Source organism: Mycobacterium sp. P4_H6 (genome assembly GCF_056400845.1).
This window is the reverse complement of the sequence record NZ_JBFUKN010000001.1, coordinates 81,639-99,768: the sequence shown is the minus strand read 5'-3', so window position 1 is coordinate 99,768 and position 18,130 is coordinate 81,639. Positions and strand designations below refer to the sequence as shown.

At 67.0% G+C, this 18,130-nt stretch carries 12 protein-coding genes; 4 read left to right on the top strand and 8 right to left on the bottom strand.

Annotation, left to right across the window (positions count from 1 at the left end):
* Positions 1–73 precede the first annotated feature (73 nt).
* Both AC1DTF_RS00410 and AC1DTF_RS00405 read right to left on the bottom strand, forming a co-directional pair.
* Positions 74–4,051: a molybdopterin-dependent oxidoreductase gene (locus AC1DTF_RS00410; protein WP_477472612.1), complete on the bottom strand. Its 3,978-nt coding sequence runs from the start codon at positions 4,049–4,051 to the stop codon at positions 74–76.
* Between the two features lie 135 nt (positions 4,052–4,186).
* Positions 4,187–5,605, bottom strand: a complete 1,419-nt coding sequence (locus AC1DTF_RS00405) for a nitrate/nitrite transporter (protein ID WP_477472611.1) — start codon at positions 5,603–5,605, stop codon at positions 4,187–4,189.
* 191 nt (positions 5,606–5,796) lie between these two features.
* On the opposite strand from AC1DTF_RS00405, the gene AC1DTF_RS00400 reads away from it, so the two are divergent.
* From AC1DTF_RS00400 to AC1DTF_RS00385, 4 genes are all read left to right on the top strand, one after another.
* Entirely contained in the window at positions 5,797–6,150 is a 354-nt protein-coding gene (locus AC1DTF_RS00400) for a molybdopterin oxidoreductase (protein ID WP_477472610.1), read from the top strand.
* The gene (gene nirB / locus AC1DTF_RS00395) at positions 6,151–8,664 is read left to right on the top strand and encodes a nitrite reductase large subunit NirB (protein ID WP_477472609.1); all 2,514 of its coding nucleotides are present in this window, start codon (positions 6,151–6,153) and stop codon (positions 8,662–8,664) included.
* Positions 8,661–8,957, top strand: a complete 297-nt coding sequence (locus AC1DTF_RS00390) for a Rieske (2Fe-2S) protein (protein WP_057165211.1) — start codon at positions 8,661–8,663, stop codon at positions 8,955–8,957. The genes nirB and AC1DTF_RS00390 overlap by 4 nt, the downstream gene beginning before the upstream one ends.
* Positions 8,958–9,074: 117 nt before the next feature.
* Positions 9,075–10,724, top strand: a complete 1,650-nt coding sequence (locus tag AC1DTF_RS00385; protein WP_477472608.1) for a DUF222 domain-containing protein — start codon at positions 9,075–9,077, stop codon at positions 10,722–10,724.
* A gap of 5 nt (positions 10,725–10,729) precedes the next feature.
* On the opposite strand, the gene lgt is transcribed toward AC1DTF_RS00385, so the two are convergent.
* The 6 genes from lgt to AC1DTF_RS00355 all read right to left on the bottom strand — a co-directional run bounded on the left by lgt (position 10,730) and on the right by AC1DTF_RS00355 (position 18,086).
* Positions 10,730–12,940, bottom strand: coding sequence for a prolipoprotein diacylglyceryl transferase (gene lgt / locus AC1DTF_RS00380; protein ID WP_477472607.1), 2,211 nt, complete (start codon positions 12,938–12,940; stop codon positions 10,730–10,732).
* Positions 12,937–13,725, bottom strand: a complete 789-nt coding sequence (gene trpA, locus AC1DTF_RS00375; protein ID WP_477472606.1) for a tryptophan synthase subunit alpha — start codon at positions 13,723–13,725, stop codon at positions 12,937–12,939. Before trpA ends, lgt begins: the two co-directional genes overlap by 4 nt.
* A complete protein-coding gene (trpB, locus tag AC1DTF_RS00370) occupies positions 13,722–14,981 on the bottom strand; it encodes a tryptophan synthase subunit beta (protein ID WP_477472605.1) in 1,260 nt (419 codons plus the stop codon). Before trpB ends, trpA begins: the two co-directional genes overlap by 4 nt.
* A 38-nt stretch (positions 14,982–15,019) precedes the next feature.
* A complete protein-coding gene (gene trpC, locus AC1DTF_RS00365; RefSeq protein ID WP_057165206.1) occupies positions 15,020–15,838 on the bottom strand; it encodes an indole-3-glycerol phosphate synthase TrpC in 819 nt (272 codons plus the stop codon).
* Between the two features lie 98 nt (positions 15,839–15,936).
* On the bottom strand, positions 15,937–16,560 hold the full coding sequence (locus AC1DTF_RS00360) for a TIGR02234 family membrane protein (protein WP_057165205.1): 624 nt from the start codon (positions 16,558–16,560) through the stop codon (positions 15,937–15,939).
* A complete protein-coding gene (locus AC1DTF_RS00355; RefSeq protein ID WP_477472604.1) occupies positions 16,557–18,086 on the bottom strand; it encodes an anthranilate synthase component I in 1,530 nt (509 codons plus the stop codon). The genes AC1DTF_RS00360 and AC1DTF_RS00355 overlap by 4 nt, the downstream gene beginning before the upstream one ends.
* Positions 18,087–18,130 lie beyond the last annotated feature (44 nt).

Below are 18,130 nucleotides of genomic sequence, written 5' to 3'. Positions count from 1 at the left end.
TCGTCTCCCTGACCCAAATCTGCTTTCGCCTACGGCGGAACAACGCCAAAGCGGCGATTTTTATTCGCAGCGATCAGTAGACGTCGCGTACGTACCGTTTGGTGGCGACCAGTTCCTTCTTGTAGTCGTGGGCGGCCTCGGTCGACATCGAGCCGTACGTGCGGATGATCTTCATCAAGGCGTCATCGACATCGCGGGCCATCCTGGTGGCATCACCGCACACGTAGAAGTGCGCACCGTCCTCCATCCAGCGCCACAGCTCGGCGCCGGCGTCGAGCATCTTGTGCTGCACGTAGATCCGGCTGGCCTGATCACGGGAGAACGCCAGGTCGAGATGGTTGAGCAGGCCGTCGGCGACCATGTGTTCCAGTTCGTCGCGGTAATAGAAGTTCTCGGCGCGGTGCTGATCTCCGAAGAACAGCCAGTTGCGCCCGGCGTGACCCAGCGCACGGCGTTCCTGCAGGAAGCCGCGGAACGGGGCGATCCCGGTGCCAGGGCCGACCATGATCATCGGGGTGGCCGACTCGGCGGGCGGCCGGAAGTTCGGCGAGCGTTGCACGAAGACGGGCACCGAGGACGCCCGGTCGGCCAGATACGTCGAGGCCACACCGCCGCGGTTCTCTCCGCGTGCGCTGCGGTAGCGCACCACCGACACCGTCAACTGCACCTCGTGGGGGCTGACCAGCGGGCTGGACGAGATCGAGTACTGCCGTGGGGTCAGCCGCACCAGCGCGTCCTGCCATTCCTGCGGCTCGGCGCGCAGCGCGAACTCCTGCACGATGTCGAGGCCGTTGCGGCCGGCCAGCCACGCCGTCTTGTCACCGGATTTGCGCAGCTTCTTGGCGTCGCGGCTGCGTTCGGCGACGAAGCTCAGCAGATTAGGGGTGACCCGGCAGATGTCATAGGAAGTGGTGAGCGCGCCGCGCAGATCGGTGTCGGCGCCGTCGACCTCGATGATCTCGCTGCCGGACAGTCCCGTCGCGGCGAGCCACGCGGACACCGACTCATCGGAGTTGGTGACGAACACCCCGAGCGAGTCGCCGACGTCGTAGCCGGCACCGTGTTCGGCGACATGCTCGGAGATGTCGAATCCGAACTGACGTACCTCTTTGGCCGCCGACTGCGGCGTGAGACGGGTGTTGCGGCACAGCGGTGCCTGCACCGGGGCGTTACGGGTCAGTGGTACCGGGGCTTTGGGTGTCGCCGGGGCGATCGCCACCGGCGCGACGTCCAGTCCGGCGACCACCTCGTCGGCCCAGGCCGCCATCGGCGCCTCGTCGTAGATCTCGCAGTCGGCGCGATCGACAGAGCGGACGGCTCCGAGCTCCGCCAGCCGGGCATCCAGCGCCTTGGCATGTCCGCAGAAGTTGTCATAGGACTGGTCACCGATGCCCAGGACCGCGTACCGCAGACCGTCGAGGGTGGGCGCGTCCGCCGACGTCAACCGGTCCCAGAACTCGGCGCCGTTGTCGGGCGGGCCGCCATCACCGAAGGTGCTGGTGACGATCACCACTTCGCCCGCCGCGGCAAGGTCCTCCAGGGCGGCGTCGTTCATGGTGATCAGCCGGGCACCGGACAACCGGGCGGCCACTTGGGCGGCGAACTCCTCGGCGTTCCCGGTCTGGGAGGCCCACAACACCATCGGTCCGGTCCCGGTGGGCTGTTCGGGTTCCGCGCGGGAGTAGGTCCCGGCCAGCAGGCCGTCCACCCACAACCGGACCTGTGCGCGCACCGGTGCCGATGACGGGAGTACCGGTACACCAACGGGGTTGGCCTCCATACCGGCGAAGAACCCGGACAGGTAGTACTTCTCGTCCTCGCTGAACTCCGGTGCGACCGACGCGAGTCCGAACGGGTCGGGTCGCTGCAGCGGAATCGGACGTAGCCGCACCGCGCACACCTTGAGTTCGGGTTGCAGCGAATCTGGGTCGACGGCGTCGTTGGTCAGGGCGTTGACCGTCAGGTACTCGCCGTGTTCGTCGTTCCAGTGGAACGGCACCCACACATTGCCGGGCTGCACCCGGTCGGTGATCTGCACGGGCAGCACGGCTCGACCGCGCCGCGAGGTGAGCTCCACCTGATGCTGCTTGGTGATGCCCTGTGCGGCAGCGTCGTCCGGGTGCACCTCCACGAAGGGTGCGCTGTTGAGCTTGTTGAGTTTGTCCACCCGGCCGGTCTTGGTCATGGTGTGCCACTGGTGCTGCAACCGGCCGGTATTCAGCACCATCGGGTAGTCGTCGTCGGGCAGCTCGCGGGCATCCATGTGCGGGCGGGCCAGGAACTTCGCCCGGCGTGACGGTGTCGCGAACGCCAGGCGCGGCCGGTGCCCGTCCTCATCGATGTGCAGGGTCTGGGACACCCCGTCGTTGAGGTAGCGGATCGGGTGGCGGTCGTGCTCGTCTCCGGGCGGGCAGGGCCACTGCAACGGGGTCTCCCGCAGCCGCTCGTAACTGGCCCCGCGCAGGTCGTATCCGGTGCGGGGGTTGGCGAACCGGCGGATCTCGTCGAAGATCTCCGAGCCCGACTTGTAGGCGAAATCCGCACCGAAACCCAAATATTCGGCGACACCGCAGATCAGTTCCCAGTCCGCCCGGGCGTCCCCGACGGGCGGGACCGACTGTTGCAGCAGCGTGAGGTTGCGCTCGGAGTTGATCATGACGGCATCGGTCTCGGCCCACAGCGCGGCGGGCAGCATGATGTCGGCGTAGCGGTTGGTGGCCGTGTCGACGTAGGCGTCCTGGGTGATCACCAGTTCGGCCGTCTCGAGTCCGGTGATGACGGTCGATCGGTTCGGCACGGTGGCAACGGGATTGGTGCAGATGATCCAGCAGGCCTTGATATCGCCTGCGGCCGCCTGCTCGAACATCGCGATGGTGCCGGGGCCGACGTCGGAGCGGATGGTTCCGGGGTCCAGCCCCCACTGCTGCTCGCAGAACTCCCGGTCCTCGGCCGACAGCACGGCACGCTGGCCGGGCAATCCCGGCCCCATGTAGCCCATCTCGCGACCACCCATGGCGTTGGGTTGTCCGGTCAGTGACATCGGACCGCTGCCGGGCCGGCAGATGGCGCCCGTCGCCAGGTGCAGATTGCAGATGGCGTTGGTGTTCCAGGTGCCGTGTGTGCTCTGGTTGAGGCCCATCGTCCAGCACGTCATCCACTCCCCCGATTCCGCGATCATCGCGGCGGCGGTGCGGATGTCGGCCTCGGGGATTCCGGTGATCTCGGCGACCCGGTCGGGCGGGTAGTCGGCCAGGAAGGCCGGCATGGCGTCCCAGCCCTCGGTGTGCTCGGCGATGAAATCCTGGTCGATGTCGCCGTTCTGGACGAGCAGGTGCAGCAGTCCGTTGAGCAGTGCCAGATCGGTGCCGGGTTTGATCGCCAGGTACAGGTCGGCCTTGTCCGCGGTGGCGGTACGCCGCGGGTCGACCACGATGAGTTTGGCACCGGACTTGAGCCGGTCGGCCATCCGCAGGAACAGGATCGGATGGCAGTCGGCCATGTTCGCGCCGATGACGAAGAACAAATCGGCCGAGTCGAAATCGGTGTAGGACCCGGGCGGGCCGTCCGAACCCAGCGACTGTTTGTAGCCGGTCCCCGCGCTGGCCATGCACAACCGGGAGTTCGATTCGATGTGCACCGTGCGCAGATAGCCCTTGGCCAGTTTGGTCGCCAGATACTGCGCCTCGATGGACATCTGACCGGACACGTACAGCGCGACGGCGTCTGGTCCGTGCTCGTCGATGATCGCCCGCAGTCGTCGGCCCGCCTCGGCGACGGCCGTATCCACCGGCACCGGTTCGGGTTCGGCGCCGCGTGCCCCACGCACCAGGGCCGTCGTCAACCGGCCGTCGGTGGCGGCCATCATCTCGGCGTGGGTGGCGCCTTTGGTGCACAACCTGCCGAAGTTGGTGGGGTGCAGCTTGTCCCCGCTGACCTTCGCGATGACCGGGAGCCCGGTGACCGCATCCGGTGCGGTGGTGATCTCGATGCCGCAGCCCACACCGCAGTACGAGCACGCGGTACGTGTCGTCTCCCCCGCGGCCGCTGTCATACGACCATCGTGGGCGGGCACTGTTCCGGTTCCTTTGAGCCGACGTTATCGCGAAGAAAACTCGACCTCACAGCGGGCTCACCCCCTCGGTGAGCCCGCTGCGAGGCGGTGTGTTGGCGATGGAACTCCCAGGTGTCAAGCGGTGACTGCCTGCTCGGGCAGCAGATCGTCCCGGGCCGCCTGGCGGGCGGCTCCCATCCGCAGGAAGACGAACCAGGTGACGATGGCGCACACCACATAGAAGCCGAGGAACACCCAGAACGCGTTGGTGGCCGACTTCGCGTCGCTGACGTAGGACATCCGCAGCACGATGTTGATGAACACCCCGCCCAGGGCTCCCACCGCGCCGGCGAAGCCGATCAGGGCCCCGGACATGCTGCGCGACCAGGCTGCCTTCTCGTCCTTGCTCCACTCGTCGTGGTTCTGGGCCTTGGCCTCGAAGATCGACGGGATCATCTTGTAGGTGGATCCGTTGCCCAACCCGGACAGGATGAAGAGCAGGATGAATCCGGCGACGTAGGCGCCCATCTGGGTGCCGGTGGGTGCGCCGGCGGCCGAGTCGTCGAGCACGCCGGCGGCCACCAGGATGCCTGCGGCGAAGATCATTGCGACGAACACGTAGAGGGTGATCTTGCCGCCACCGATCTTGTCGGCCAGCTTGCCGCCGAACGGCCGTGAGATGGAGCCGAGTAGCGGTCCCAGGAAGGCGATCTGGGCGGCATGCAGCGAAGCCTGCGCCGGGGTGTCACCACCGGCCAGGAAGTTGATCTGCAGCACCTGACCGAAGGCGAACGAGAACCCGATGAACGAACCGAAGGTGCCGATGTAGAGGAAGCTCATCACCCAGGAGTGCTTGTAGCGCATCGCCTCGACCATGGCTCCCAGGTTGGAGCGCTGATTACCCAGGTTGTCCATGAAGACGGCCGCACCGAGGGCGGCAAGACCGACAAGCACCAGGTAGATGGCGCAGACCAGGTAGGGCGCGGTGTTGCCGATGGTGGCGATCACCAGCAGTCCGATGAGCTGGATGACCGGCACCCCGATGTTGCCGCCGCCGGCGTTCAAGCCGAGCGCCCAGCCCTTGAGTCGCTGCGGATAGAATGCGTTGATGTTGGTCATCGACGAGGCGAAGTTGCCGCCGCCGAAGCCGGCGAAGGCCGCGATGATCATGAACGTGGTGTACGACGCGCCGGGTTGAGCCATCACCCACAGGGTCAGCACCAGCGGGATCAGCAGCAGCAGCGCGCTGACGATGGTCCAGTTGCGGCCACCGAACCGGGCGGGCGCAATGGTGTACGGGATGCGCATGAACGCACCGACGAGCGTCGGGATCGCGACGAGGTAGAACTTCCCGGCGGGGTCGATGCCGTACACGTCCTGCGGCATGAACAGCACCATCACCGACCAGATCGACCACACCGAGAAACCGACGTGTTCGGCGAAGATCGACCAGATGAGATTCCGCTTGGCGATGTCTTTGCCCCCCGCGTCCCAGGCGTCGACGTCCTCGRCATCCCAGTGAGCGATGTCACGGTTGCGGCTTGTTGTAGGCACTAGTTCCTCCCAGAAGCGGAATCGGTTGAGCAGAAACTATGTTTCGGCCATTCCGCCTCGGTTGCCCCACCGTGTCGGGTTTGTCAACACCTACTCACATCGGGCGTATCCCACTCGGTGCGCCACGGTATTCATGGGCGACGCACTTCTGAAACGAATCCGAAACAAACGCCCCTTAGCTTCGCTGAAGCATGAGCGATGGCAGCACACCACAGTTCCTGCAGGGCGCCTTTCCCTTCGAAGGGGCCGGTTTGGACAAGCCGGTGCCGATCCACGACACGTTGAGATACGTCGTGCCCGCGGGCATCGTCACCCAACCGGTCTACTTCCGCGGCGGGAACTCGACCAAACAGATGGTCTCGGTGGTGCTGGTCCGCGACGGTGTCCCGATGCGCTACTTCCCCATTGCCGCCAGGGGCGCCACCCACGTCGCACTGCGCGTCGTCGAGGATCTGCTGGCCGACACGGTGCTCGAGTTGCACATCTCCGCGCCCGAGGGATGCTCGGGCACAGTCATTCTCGATCTCGGCCTGGTCGAGGTGTAGATGACCGTCACCGAAGCAGTCATTCGCACCGGCCGTCCGGCGTCCACCGCGAAGGCGCGCCTGGTGGTGGTCGGCAACGGTATGGCCGGCATCCGCGCCATCGAGGATGTGCTGGCTCGGGGCGGCGGCGAGAAGTTCGACATCACGGTGTTCGGCGACGAACCCTACGGCAACTACAACAGGATTCTGCTGTCGAATGTTCTTGCCGGTAAGGATGATCCGTCCGAGATCTACCTCAACGCGCTGGACTGGTACACCGACAACCACATCGACCTGCGAGCCGGGGTGCGGGTGGTGCGCATCGATTCCTTCGGTCACATGGTGCTCGCCGACGACGGCTCCCGGGTGCGATACGACAAGCTGATCCTGGCCACCGGCAGCCGGTCCTTCTTTCCGCCGATGACCGGCCTGTGGGCCGACGACAAGAACATGGCCGACGGCGTCTTCGGTTTCCGCACCCTCGATGACACCTCGGCGATGATCGCCGAGGCCGCCCACCGCACCAAGGCCGTCGTCATCGGCGGCGGACTGCTCGGGCTCGAGGCCGCCCGCGGGCTACAGAGCCGCGGATTGGCAGTGGATGTGGTGCATGCGGCGTCCACGCTGATGAACGCACAGCTCGACGACCCCGCCGGCAACATCCTGCGCAAGTCGGTCGAGGGCCTGGGCATCGGTGTGCACACATCGAAGCGGACGACAGAGGTGCTGGTCGAGGATGGCAAGCTGACCGGCATCGTGTTCGCCGACGGTGAGCGGCTGGACTGCGACATGCTGGTGATCGCGGCGGGCATCCGGCCCAATGTCGGACTGGCGCAACGCGCCGGGCTCACCGTCGAGCGGGCCATCGTCACCGACGACCACATGCGTTCGGTCGACGATGACGATATCTACGTGGTCGGCGAATGCGCACAGCACCGCGGGCAGGTCTACGGTCTGGTCGCACCGTTGTGGGAGCAGGCGAAGGTCTTGGCCGACCATCTGACCGGCACCGACAGCAAAGCCGCCTACCACGGTTCGCGGGTGGCCACCAAGCTCAAGGTGGCCGGCGTGGACGTCGCGTCGATGGGGGTCAAGGGCCCCGAACATCCCGACGACGAGTTCGTCCAGTACTCCGAACCCAAGCACGGTGTGTACAAGACCATCGTCATCCGGGACGGGAAGCTGGTGGGCGCCACGCTGATCGGCGACGTCAGCAAGGTGTCGTTCCTGACCCAGGCCTTCGACAACGGGCTGCCGTTGCCCGACGAGCGGGTGGCGCTGATGTTCGACATCGGCACACCGGATATCGCCGTCGGCGTGGCCGAACTGGCCGAGGACGCGCAGGTGTGCAACTGCAACGGCGTATCCAAGGGTGCGCTGGTGGCGTGCGTCAGGGCCGGCACCACCTCGGTGACCGGCGTCATGGCGCAGACCAAGGCCGGCAAGGGCTGTGGGTCGTGCAAGGAACTGGTCGGGCAGGTCGTCGAATGGGCCGCGGACGGTGCGGTCACCGAGGATCCGTCGGCGTCCTGGTATGTGCCGGGTGTGCCGTACGCCAAGCCGGAGCTGATGCGGTTGATCCGCGAATTGCAACTACACTCGGTCTCTTCGGTATTCAACGCGCTGGCACCCGACGGCAAACACGACGCCGGATCGAAGATGGCGCTGGCGTCGCTGCTGGAGTTGATGTGGGCCGACGAGTTCGTCGACGAGCGGGATTCGCGGTTCATCAACGACCGGGTGCACGCCAACATCCAGCGGGACGGCACCTTCTCGGTGGTCCCGCAGATGAAGGGCGGCGTGACGAGCGCGTGGCAGTTGCGGCGCATCGCCGATGTGGCCGACAAGTACGCCATCCCGATGATCAAATGCACGGGCGGACAACGCATCGATCTGCTGGGCATCCGCAAAGAGGATCTGCCCGGGGTATGGGCTGATCTGGAGATGCCATCCGGCTACGCCTACGGCAAGAGCTTCCGGACCGTGAAAACCTGTGTGGGCAGCGACTTCTGCCGGTTCGGTGTGGGCGATTCGACCGCGCTCGGCATTGCCCTTGAGGAGCGGTTCCAGGGTCTGGCCAGCCCGGCCAAGATGAAACTCGCCGTGACCGGGTGTCCGCGCAACTGCGCCGAGTCGCTGTGCAAGGACCTCGGTGTGGTGGCTGTCGACGGGGGACGCTGGGAGATCTACGTCGGCGGTGCCGCGGGCGCCCATATCCGCAAGGGCGATCTGATGGCCACCGTCGACTCGGCCGACGAGGTGATGACACTGACCGGCCGCTTCCTGCAGTACTACCGCGAGGATGCGAACTGGCTGGAGCGGACCTACGCGTGGGTGCCGAGGGTGGGCATCGATCACATTCGGGCAGTGGTGGTCGAGGACACCGAGGGGCTCGCCGAGGGACTGGATGCGCGGATGCAGAAATCGATTGACGCATACCGGGATCCGTGGTTGGACGGACGGGAACCCGCGACCGAGGGGCAGTTCCGGACGTCGCTGCCGTTGTTGCCGCTGCCGCAGGTGCCGGTGCGATGAGTGATCTCGGGCCGGTCTCCCAGGTTCCGGTGGGTGAGGGCCGGACGTTCGCCGTGGCGGACAGCCAGATCGCGGTTTTCCGGTTGCGCGACGGGTCGTTGCGCGCGCTGGACGCGGTGTGCCCGCACAAGGGGGGCCCCTTGGCGGACGGGCTGGCTGACGAATCCGTGGTGGTGTGCCCCCTCCATGGCGCGACCTACGACATGTGCACCGGTGTCGAGGCCGCCGGTGGCGCACCGGTGCGCAGCTATCCGGTTTCCGAGGTCGACGGCCGGATCCAGATCAGCACGTAGCTGCTGCGCGTACTCCTCGAAGTGGTTGCGCGCCAATACTTTTTCTGGATCTGTGGATAGCCGATCTGCTTGTGGACAACTTCTTTGCGCGCCGAAGTTTCTCGATAGAATTCGAACATGCTTGCGAATCAGGTATTGGATCGGGAGGCCGTGCTGGCGGCCTTCGATGCCTATGATTCGGCCTGCGAGCAGTTGGCCACACTGAATTTCGCGCGGATGACGCCGGCCGAGTTGTTCGAGTTGCAGTCCCGGCGCGAGCATCGGGCGCGGACCACTGCCGTGGCGGATCACCGGATCCTGGCGGCCCTACAAGCCCAGGCGACCCCGAAAGACGTTGGTGCGCGAACCTGGGCAGAGATCCTGTGCACCCGGATGCGGATCTCCAAGGACGAGGCCGATCGGCGACTCGCGGATGCGCGCGACCTCGGGCCGCGCCACGGGATGGACGGCGAGCTCTTGGAGGCTGCATTGCCGGCCTGTGCGGACGCACTGGCCGACGGGGCCATCAACCGCGAACACGTGCGGGAGATCCGCAAGGCGTTGACCACCGCCGCCAAACACGCCGACCCGGCTGCGTGCGCCGAACTGGAAGGCGTGCTGGCCACCGCCGCGACCGGGATCACCCCGCATACGCTCCGTGAACTCGCGACGTACGCGCTCAACACCCTCAATCCGGACGGGGACGGTCCGGACCTGGCCACGCGCAAGCGCGGAATCACCTTTGGGCGTCAGGATGTCGATGGGATGATCCGGGTCAGCGGCCACGTCGACGCCGAGTTGGGCGCCTACCTGAAGACCATCACCCAGGTCTGGGGTGCACCGGGAGTGAACAATCCCGCCGACGCCGAGCCGGTGAACAATCCGGTGCCGAATCCCCTGATGGATGACGCCGGGGTGTCACCGGACGCGGAGCCGATGCCGCCGGAGGCGCCGGCCGAACCCAGGCCAGCCCAGCCGAGTCCGGTGCCGCCCGAGGAGAATTGGTTTCCCGACGACGCCAGCGTGCTTGCCGAGTTGATCGACCATCCGCCGGAGCCCTTTGCCGAACGCCGGACCGCACTGGATGACGCGATGGCTGACGCAGGGTTGTCGACCGACGAGCTGGCCGAGCGCCGTTCGGCGTTCGATGCCGTTCCCGACAACCTGACCGCATCAGCCCGCGACACCCGCACCAAAGCCCAGCGCAACCATGACGCTCTCAAAGCGGTGATGCGTGATGCCTTGATGTCCAAGCGGCTCGGCCAGCATGGCGGTCTGCCGGTGACCGTCGTCGTGTCGACCACCTTGGGCGAATTGCAGGATGCGGCCGGAATTGCCAGGACTTCTGCGGGGACGACGATGCCCATCCGCGACCTGATCCGGCTGGCCGCCCATGCCCACCATTACCTGATCGTGTATCGGGAGCACACGGCTGAACCGTTATACCTGGGACGGACCAAGCGCCTGGCCTCCAAAGCGCAGCGCTTGGTGATGATCTCCCGTGACCGCGGGTGCACCATGCCGAACTGCCCTGTCGCGGGTATCGATTGCGAGGGGATGCATGCCGACCTGGACTGGGTCCGTGGGGGCCGCACCGATATCACCGGTCTCGGACTCGGGTGCGGGTCGGACAACCAGCTGGCCTTCGAAACCGGATGGACCAATTCGATCGGCAACGATGGCCGCGTCCACTGGCACCCGCCACCGTTGCTCGATGTCGGTCAGGACACCCTGAACCATTTCCATCATCCGGAGGAACTGCTCAGACCCCCTGATGAGGATCCCTAGGCCGGTCAGCTGTTGCGGCGGAACCACCGCGGCTTACGGAAGCGTTCGCCGAGGCTCTTTGTCTCCCTGCTGGATTCGGCAGGTGTGGCTTCGGCAGGTGCATCGGCCGCGGAATCCGTAGCAGCGGAGTCCGGCTCGCTCTCAGTCTCGGTCTCGTCGGCCGATGGTTCATCGGCCTCGGTCAGCTCGTCGCCCTCAGCCTCCTCCACCTCAGGCTCTGCCGGCTCATCTGCGGCAGGCTCCTCTTCGGCGTCGGCGGCGGGCTCTTCGGTCTGAGCCTCAGAAACTGCCGCTTCGTCGGAGTCGCTCTCAGCCAACTCGGCCTCAGCCTCGGTCTCGGCAGCAACCGATGCGTCCGCTGCCTCAGCCTCGGGTGACTCCTCAACGTCAGCGGACTCAGCCTCGACAACGGGCTCTTCGGCCTCAGCATCGTCACCATCAGCGGATTCCCCAACCTGCGCCGGCTCGTCGGCGGCCACAGGCGGCTGTGCGGTCAAGACGTCGGAAACCGCGGCTTCCGATGTCACCTCCGCGGCGGGCGGCTCTTCGGTCTCAGCCTCAGAAACTGCCGCTTCATCGGAGTCGCTCTCAGCCACCTCGGCCTCAGCCACGGCGGATCCCTCAGCTAGAGCGGGATCGTCGGCGGCAACCGATGCGTCGGCTGCCTCGGCCTCGGGTGACTCCTCCACCTCAGGCTCTGCCGGCTCATCTGCGGCAGGCTCCTCTTCGGCGTCGGCGGCGGGCTCTTCGGTCTGAGCCTCAGACACTGCCGCTTCGTCGGAGTCGCTCTCAGCCAACTCGGCCTCAGCCTCGGTCTCGGCAGCAACCGATGCGTCSGCTGCCTCAGCCTCGGGTGACTCCTCAACGTCAGCGGACTCAGCCTCGACAACGGGCTCTTCGGCCTCAGCCTCGTCAGCATCAGCGGATTCCCCAACCTGTGCCGGCTCGTCGGYGGCCACACGCGGCTGTGCGGTCAAGACCTCAGACACCGCGGCTTCCGATGTCACCTCCGCGGCCGAGGTCTCCAGTGCATCGGGTGCATGGCCATCGGCATCGGCATCGGTCACGGTCGCTTCGACCGGTTCTTCGACTGCTGCCTCGGCAGCAGCCACAGAGTCACCCTCGGGCTCGGGCTCGGCGATCACTAGAACTTCCGTCTCGACAGGCTCTTCCACCTCGTCAGCCTCGTCGGCGGCGTCAGCCACCTTGGCTCCCTCGACGGGATCGGCTTTGTCCGAGTCCTCGCCTTCGGCAGCACCAGCGACCTTGGCGGCAGCGACCACACCCGCGCCGGCACCCACCGCGATCACCTCGGTGGCCACCTCGTCGACCGCCGACTCCTCGTCGGCGTTGTCCTTGCCACGCAGCGATTCCGGATCCTCGCGACCCTTGGGCGCCACCATGACGTAGACCACGGCCGCAATGAAGATGAACGTCGAGGTGAACGAGTTGACCCGGATCCCGGCGATCAGCGTCGCGGTATCACTGCGCATCAACTCGATCCAGAACCGGCCCAGGCAGTACCCGGCGACATACAGCGCGAACACCTTGCCGTGGCCGAGCTTGTAGCGCCGGTCGATCCAGATCAGCAACGCAAAGATCAGCAGATTCCACAGCAGTTCGTACAGGAACGTCGGATGGACGACACCGACCAACTCCCCTGTCGACACACCGTTCAGAGAGTCGCGGAACCCAGCGGCGTCACGGCGTTCGTAGATCTCCAGACCCCACGGGAGGGTCGTTGCCCGCCCGTACAGCTCCTGGTTGAAGTAGTTACCCAACCGGCCGATCGCCTGCGCCAGAATGATTCCCGGTGCAATCGCATCGCCGAACGCGGGCAACGGAATTCCCCGCTGCCGGCAGCCGATCCACGCGCCGACGCCACCGAGGGCCACCGCGCCCCAGATACCCAGGCCGCCGTCCCAGATCCGGAACGCCGCACCCAGTCCCGCGCCACCGGCGCCGAAGTAGGTCGGCCAGTCAGTCAGCACGTGATAGATCCGCCCACCGACCAGGCCGAAAGGCACCGCCCACAACGCGATGTCGTAGATGACGCCACGTTCGCCGCCGCGGGCCTCCCACCGGCGGTCACCGATGACCAGCGCCGCGACGATGCCGATGATGATGCACAGCGCGTATGCGCGCAGCGGGACGGGACCGATGAACCAGACACCCTGCGCCGGGCTGGGGATGTAGGCCAGCGTCGTCACCGTCATGCACGCACCGCCTGGCGCACGCCCTCGGCGAGCTCGGCGGTCAGGGCCCGCACCGCGGGCAGACCTTCGTCGAGGGCCGACACCAGCGCCGAACCGACGATCACGCCGTCGGCGTAGGCGCCGATCTCGGCGGCCTGCTCACGCGAGCGCACACCCAGGCCGACACCGACCGGGATATCCGAGATCGCCTTGACCCGGCTCACCAGTTCCGGCGCGGCGTTCGACACGGCATCGCGCGCACCGGTGACACCCATCGTCGACGCCGCGTAGATGAACCCGCGCGAAGCCTCGACCGTTGCGGCGAGCCGCTCCGGGGTGGACGACGGCGCGATCAGAAAAATCCGGTCGAGGTCGTGTTGCTCCGACGCCCGAATCCAGTCCTCCGCTTCGTCCGGGATGAGATCAGGAGTGATGAGGCCGAGTCCGCCCGCGGACGCCAGATCCCGCGCGAAGGTGTCAACACCCTTGCGCAGCACCGGATTCCAGTAGGTCATCACCACGGCGTGACCCCCGGCGTTGCTGATGGCCTCCACGGCCCGCAGCGCGTCGTAGACCCGGACCCCGCCGGCCAGCGCCGCCTCGGTGGCCCGCGCGATGGTCGGTCCGTCCATGCCGGGATCGGAGTACGCCACCCCGACCTCGATGATGTCGGCGCCGGATTCGACCATGGCCGTCATCGCAGCGATCGACGTCTCGACATCCGGATAGCCGGTCGGCAGATAGCCGATGAGCGCCGAGCGGCCCTCAGCGCGGCAGCCGTCGAACACTCCGGCGAGCCGACTCACGAATCACCGTCCAACAACCCGAACCACTTTCCTGCGGTCTCCACGTCCTTGTCGCCGCGCCCGGACAGGTTCACGACGACGATCGCGCCGGGCCCGAGTTCAGCAGCCACCTTCATACCGCCGGCCACCGCGTGCGCCGACTCGATCGCCGGGATGATGCCTTCGGTCCGGCACAGCAGCAGGAACGCATCCATGGCTTCGGTATCGGTGATGGGCCGGTACTCGGCACGGCCGGAATCCTTGAGCAGCGCATGCTCGGGGCCGACACCGGGGTAGTCCAGACCGGCTGAGATGGAATGGGATTCGAGGGTCTGACCGTCCTCGTCCTGCAACAGGTAGGAGAACGACCCCTGGAACGCACCCGGTGACCCGCCGGTGAAGGTGGCGGCGTGCTTACCGGTCTCGACGCCGTCACCGGCTGCCTCGAACCCGACGAGCCGGACGTCCGGGTCATCGATGAAGGCGTGGAAGATGCCGATGGCGTTGGACCYGCCACCGACACATGCGGTCACTGCATCCGGCAGCCGACCGGCCTGATCACGGATCTGCACCCGGGCCTCCATCCCGATGATCCGCTGAAAATCGCGGACCATCAGCGGGAATGGGTGCGGGCCGGCGGCCGTACCGAAGCAGTAGAAAGTGTTGTCCGCGTGGGCAACCCAGTCGCGGAATGTTTCGTTGATGGCGTCCTTGAGGGTCTTGGACCCTGATTCCACCGACACCACCCGCGCGCCGAGCAACCGCATCCGGGCCACGTTGAGCGCCTGGCGTGCGGTGTCGACGGCACCCATGTAGATGATGCATTCCAGCCCGAGCAGCGCACATGCGGTGGCGGTCGCCACGCCGTGCTGCCCGGCACCGGTCTCGGCGATGACCCGGGTCTTGCCCATCTGGCGGGCCAGCAGCGCCTGCCCCAGCACGTTGTTGATCTTGTGAGAACCGGTGTGGTTGAGGTCTTCTCGCTTCAGGAAGATTCGCGCACCGCCGACGTGCTCGGTGAGCCGTTCGGCTTCGTACAGCGGCGACGGGCGCCCGCTGTAGTGCCGCTGCAGACGGTCGAGCTCATCGAGGAAGGTCTGGTCGCTGCGCGCCTTCTCGTAGGCCGCGGTCACCTCTTCGATGACGGCCATCAGGGCCTCGGGGACCAGGCGGCCGCCGTAGGGCCCGAAATGCCCCTTGGCATCCGGATCATGACTGGTGGGTTCGGCGAGGGCTGCGCTGGTGTGTGGCAGCTGGGGGCCGGCGATGTCGCCCATCGTTATCTGTTCTCTTCGCGCAAGCGGCTCATCGCCGATCAGCGGGCGGGTTTCGGGCATGACGGGTGAGCGCCTGCGGTGACCAGGTCGGACACGGCACTGCGCGGGTCACCGCTGGTGACCAGGCCCTCTCCGACCAGCACGGCATCGGCACCCGCACCTGCGTAGGCCAGCAGGTCGGCGGTGCCCCGGACACCGGACTCGGCGACTCGGATGACCTTCGACGGTAGCCCCGGCGCGATCCGGGCGAAGCAGTCGCGGTCGACCTCGAGGGTCTTGAGGTTGCGCGCGTTGACACCGATGACGGTCGCGCCGGCCTGCAGGGCGCGGTCGGCCTCCTCCTCGGTGTGCACCTCGACCAGCGCGGTCATCCCGAGCGATTCGGTGCGATCCAGCATCGACTCCAGGGCGCGCTGTTCCAGCGCCGCGACGATCAGCAGCAGCATGTCCGCGCCATGCGCGCGGGCCTCGTGGATCTGATACGGGCCGACGATGAAGTCCTTGCGCAGCACCGGGATCGACACCGCCGCACGCACGCTGTCCAGATCGTCCAGCGATCCCTTGAAGCGACGTTCCTCGGTCAGCACGCTGATGACGCGGGCGCCGCCGTCTTCGTAGGCCTTCGCCAGTTCCGCGGGATCCGCGATCGACGCCAACTCACCACGTGACGGGCTGGCACGCTTCACTTCGGCGATCACAGCGATGCCGGGCACACGGAGCGCGGCCATCACATCCAGTGGCGGCCGCGCATCTTTGGCCCGTTGCTTGATGTCGGCGAAGCTCACGGCGGCTTCACGGGTGGCAACGTCGGCGCGGACTCCTTCGATGATGGAGTCGAGCACGGTCGCCGAACTCATTGGCCATCGTCCTTTTCCGTAGGCCGGGATCCCCCCGGAGTGGTCTGTATCGACCCAGTTGATATCTGAAAGGTTAGTCGCCAGCGCCACACGTTCTGTCACCGACCCTGGTTGTCCGGATCCGGGGAGTTCGGCTCGCGGGTGGGATCGCTGCCCTCGTCCAGCGCGTCCCACATCATCCGCTCCGACATTCCCTCCGGACCCGCCCCGTCGGCCGTTTCCGAGCGCACCGCGTCGCGGCGCGCCGCCGGCGCCACATAGCGGGCCGTCGATGTCCGTGCGGTCGCCGCCGAACGCATCAACAATCCGGCCGCCACCAGCGCAATCACCGCCGCCACCAGGGCCACGCCGGCGCCCCAGTAGAAGCGCTGGGAACCCACCAGCGCGGAGACCGGGACCTCGGCCAGGCCCGCGCCGCGCACCGCGACATCGTGGACCACCCACTGGCTGATGCCCAGATAGGCGATTCCCGCCCCCGACACCGCCACCAGCACCGCCACCACACGCAGCAGCAGGCCGCGGACCGCCAGAGCGGCCACCGCCGCCGCCAGCAGCACCAGCGCCAGCGGCACCAGTGCCGTCGACCAGGCCGCGCCCGACAACGTCGAGGTCTTGGGCTGTCCGAGACCGTCGAATGTGCTCACCTCGACCCAGGGCAGGCGCGAGGCCCCCCACAGCGCCAACGCGCTGAGAGCCAGGAGAGCCTGCGCGATCCGGATCACGGTTGACCCAGCGTCTCGGCCGCGGCGATCGCATTCAGCACGGCCTTGGCCTTGTTGGCGGACTCGTTGTACTCGTAGGGCCCGTTGGAGTCGGCCACGACTCCCCCGCCCGCCTGGACGTAGGCGGTGCCTGCGCGCATCAGAGCGGTCCGGATCGCGATCGCGAAATCGGCGTTGCCGGCGAAGTCCAGGTAGCCGAGCACCCCGCCGTAGAGACCGCGGCGGGTCAGCTCGACCTCCTCGATGAGCTCCATGGCGCGCACTTTGGGCGCCCCGGACAGCGTGCCCGCCGGGAAACACGCCGTGACGGCGTCCAGCGCGGTCTTCCCGTCGGTCAGATGCCCGGTCACCGTCGACACCAGATGCATGACGTGGCTGTACCGCTCGATGTGGCTGTAGTCCTCGACCCGCACCGTGCCCGGCTGACACACCCGGCCCAGGTCGTTGCGGCCCAGATCGACCAGCATCAGGTGCTCGGCACGCTCCTTCTCGTCGGCCAGCAGCTCCTTCTCCAGGAGCACGTCCTCCTCCTCGGTGTCCCCGCGCCACCGGGTCCCCGCGATCGGATGCGTGGTGGCCTTGCCGTCCTTGACGGTCACGAGCGCCTCCGGGCTGGACCCGACGATCGAGAAGTCAAGCCCCCCTTCGGCATCCGGCACATTGAGCAGGTACATGTACGGGCTCGGGTTGGTCGCCCGCAACATCCGGTACACGTCGAGTGGATCGGCGCTCGTGTCGATCTCGAACCGCTGGGAGGGCACCACCTGGAACGCCTCACCGGCCTCGATATCGCCGACCAGCTTGTCCACGATCGCGCTGTACTCCTCGACGGTGCGCTGCGCGCGGAACTGCGGCTGCGGTCGGCTGAAGGTGGCCACGGTGGAATGCAGCGGCTCACCGAGCGCGGCGGTCATCACGTCGAGGCGGGCCACCGCATCGTCGTAGGCCTCGTCGACCCGTTCGTCGGTGCCGTTCCAGTTCACCGCGTTGGCGATCAGGGTGATGGTGCCCTCGTGGTGGTCCACGGCGGCGATATCGGTGGCCAGCAGCAGCAGCATGTCGGGCAGCAACAGATCGTCGACGGCGATCTCCGGGAGCCGTTCCAGCCGGCGCACCATGTCGTAGGCGAAGTAGCCGACCAGCCCTGAGGACAACGGCGGCAGGCCGGGCAGCGCGGCGGTGGCCAGCAGGTCCAGGGTGGTGCGCAGCGCGACGAGCGGGTCACCTCCGGACGGTGCGCCCTGCGGCGTGGCGCCCAGCCAAACCGCCTCGCCGTCGCGGACCGTCAGCGCCGACGGCGCGCCGGCGCCGATGAACGACCACCGCGACCAGGACCGGCCGTTCTCGGCGGATTCCAGCAGGAACGTGCCGGGCCGGTTGTCGGCCAGCTTCCGGTACGCCGACAGCGGTGTCTCGCTGTCGGCCAGCACCTTGCGGGTCACCGGAACCACCCGGTGCCCGGCGGCAAGTTCCCGGAAGTCCTCGCGCGGCGTGGTGACGGCCAGCGTGGCGGTGTTGGATTGCACGGACCCAATCCTCCCAGACGCCGGAAAGGCGTTCGGCGTAGCGT

What these genes read in the sequence shown, in the direction of transcription:
- AC1DTF_RS00400 (WP_477472610.1), top strand. Translation starts at nt 5,797, where the DNA reads ATGAGCGATGGCAGCACACCACAGTTCCTGCAGGGCGCCTTTCCCTTC.
- AC1DTF_RS00410 (WP_477472612.1), bottom strand. Translation starts at nt 4,051, where the DNA reads ATGACAGCGGCCGCGGGGGAGACGACACGTACCGCGTGCTCGTACTGC.
- AC1DTF_RS00390 (WP_057165211.1), top strand. Translation starts at nt 8,661, where the DNA reads ATGAGTGATCTCGGGCCGGTCTCCCAGGTTCCGGTGGGTGAGGGCCGG.
- trpC (WP_057165206.1), bottom strand. Translation starts at nt 15,838, where the DNA reads ATGAGTTCGGCGACCGTGCTCGACTCCATCATCGAAGGAGTCCGCGCC.
- nirB (WP_477472609.1), top strand. Translation starts at nt 6,151, where the DNA reads ATGACCGTCACCGAAGCAGTCATTCGCACCGGCCGTCCGGCGTCCACC.
- AC1DTF_RS00385 (WP_477472608.1), top strand. Translation starts at nt 9,075, where the DNA reads ATGCTTGCGAATCAGGTATTGGATCGGGAGGCCGTGCTGGCGGCCTTC.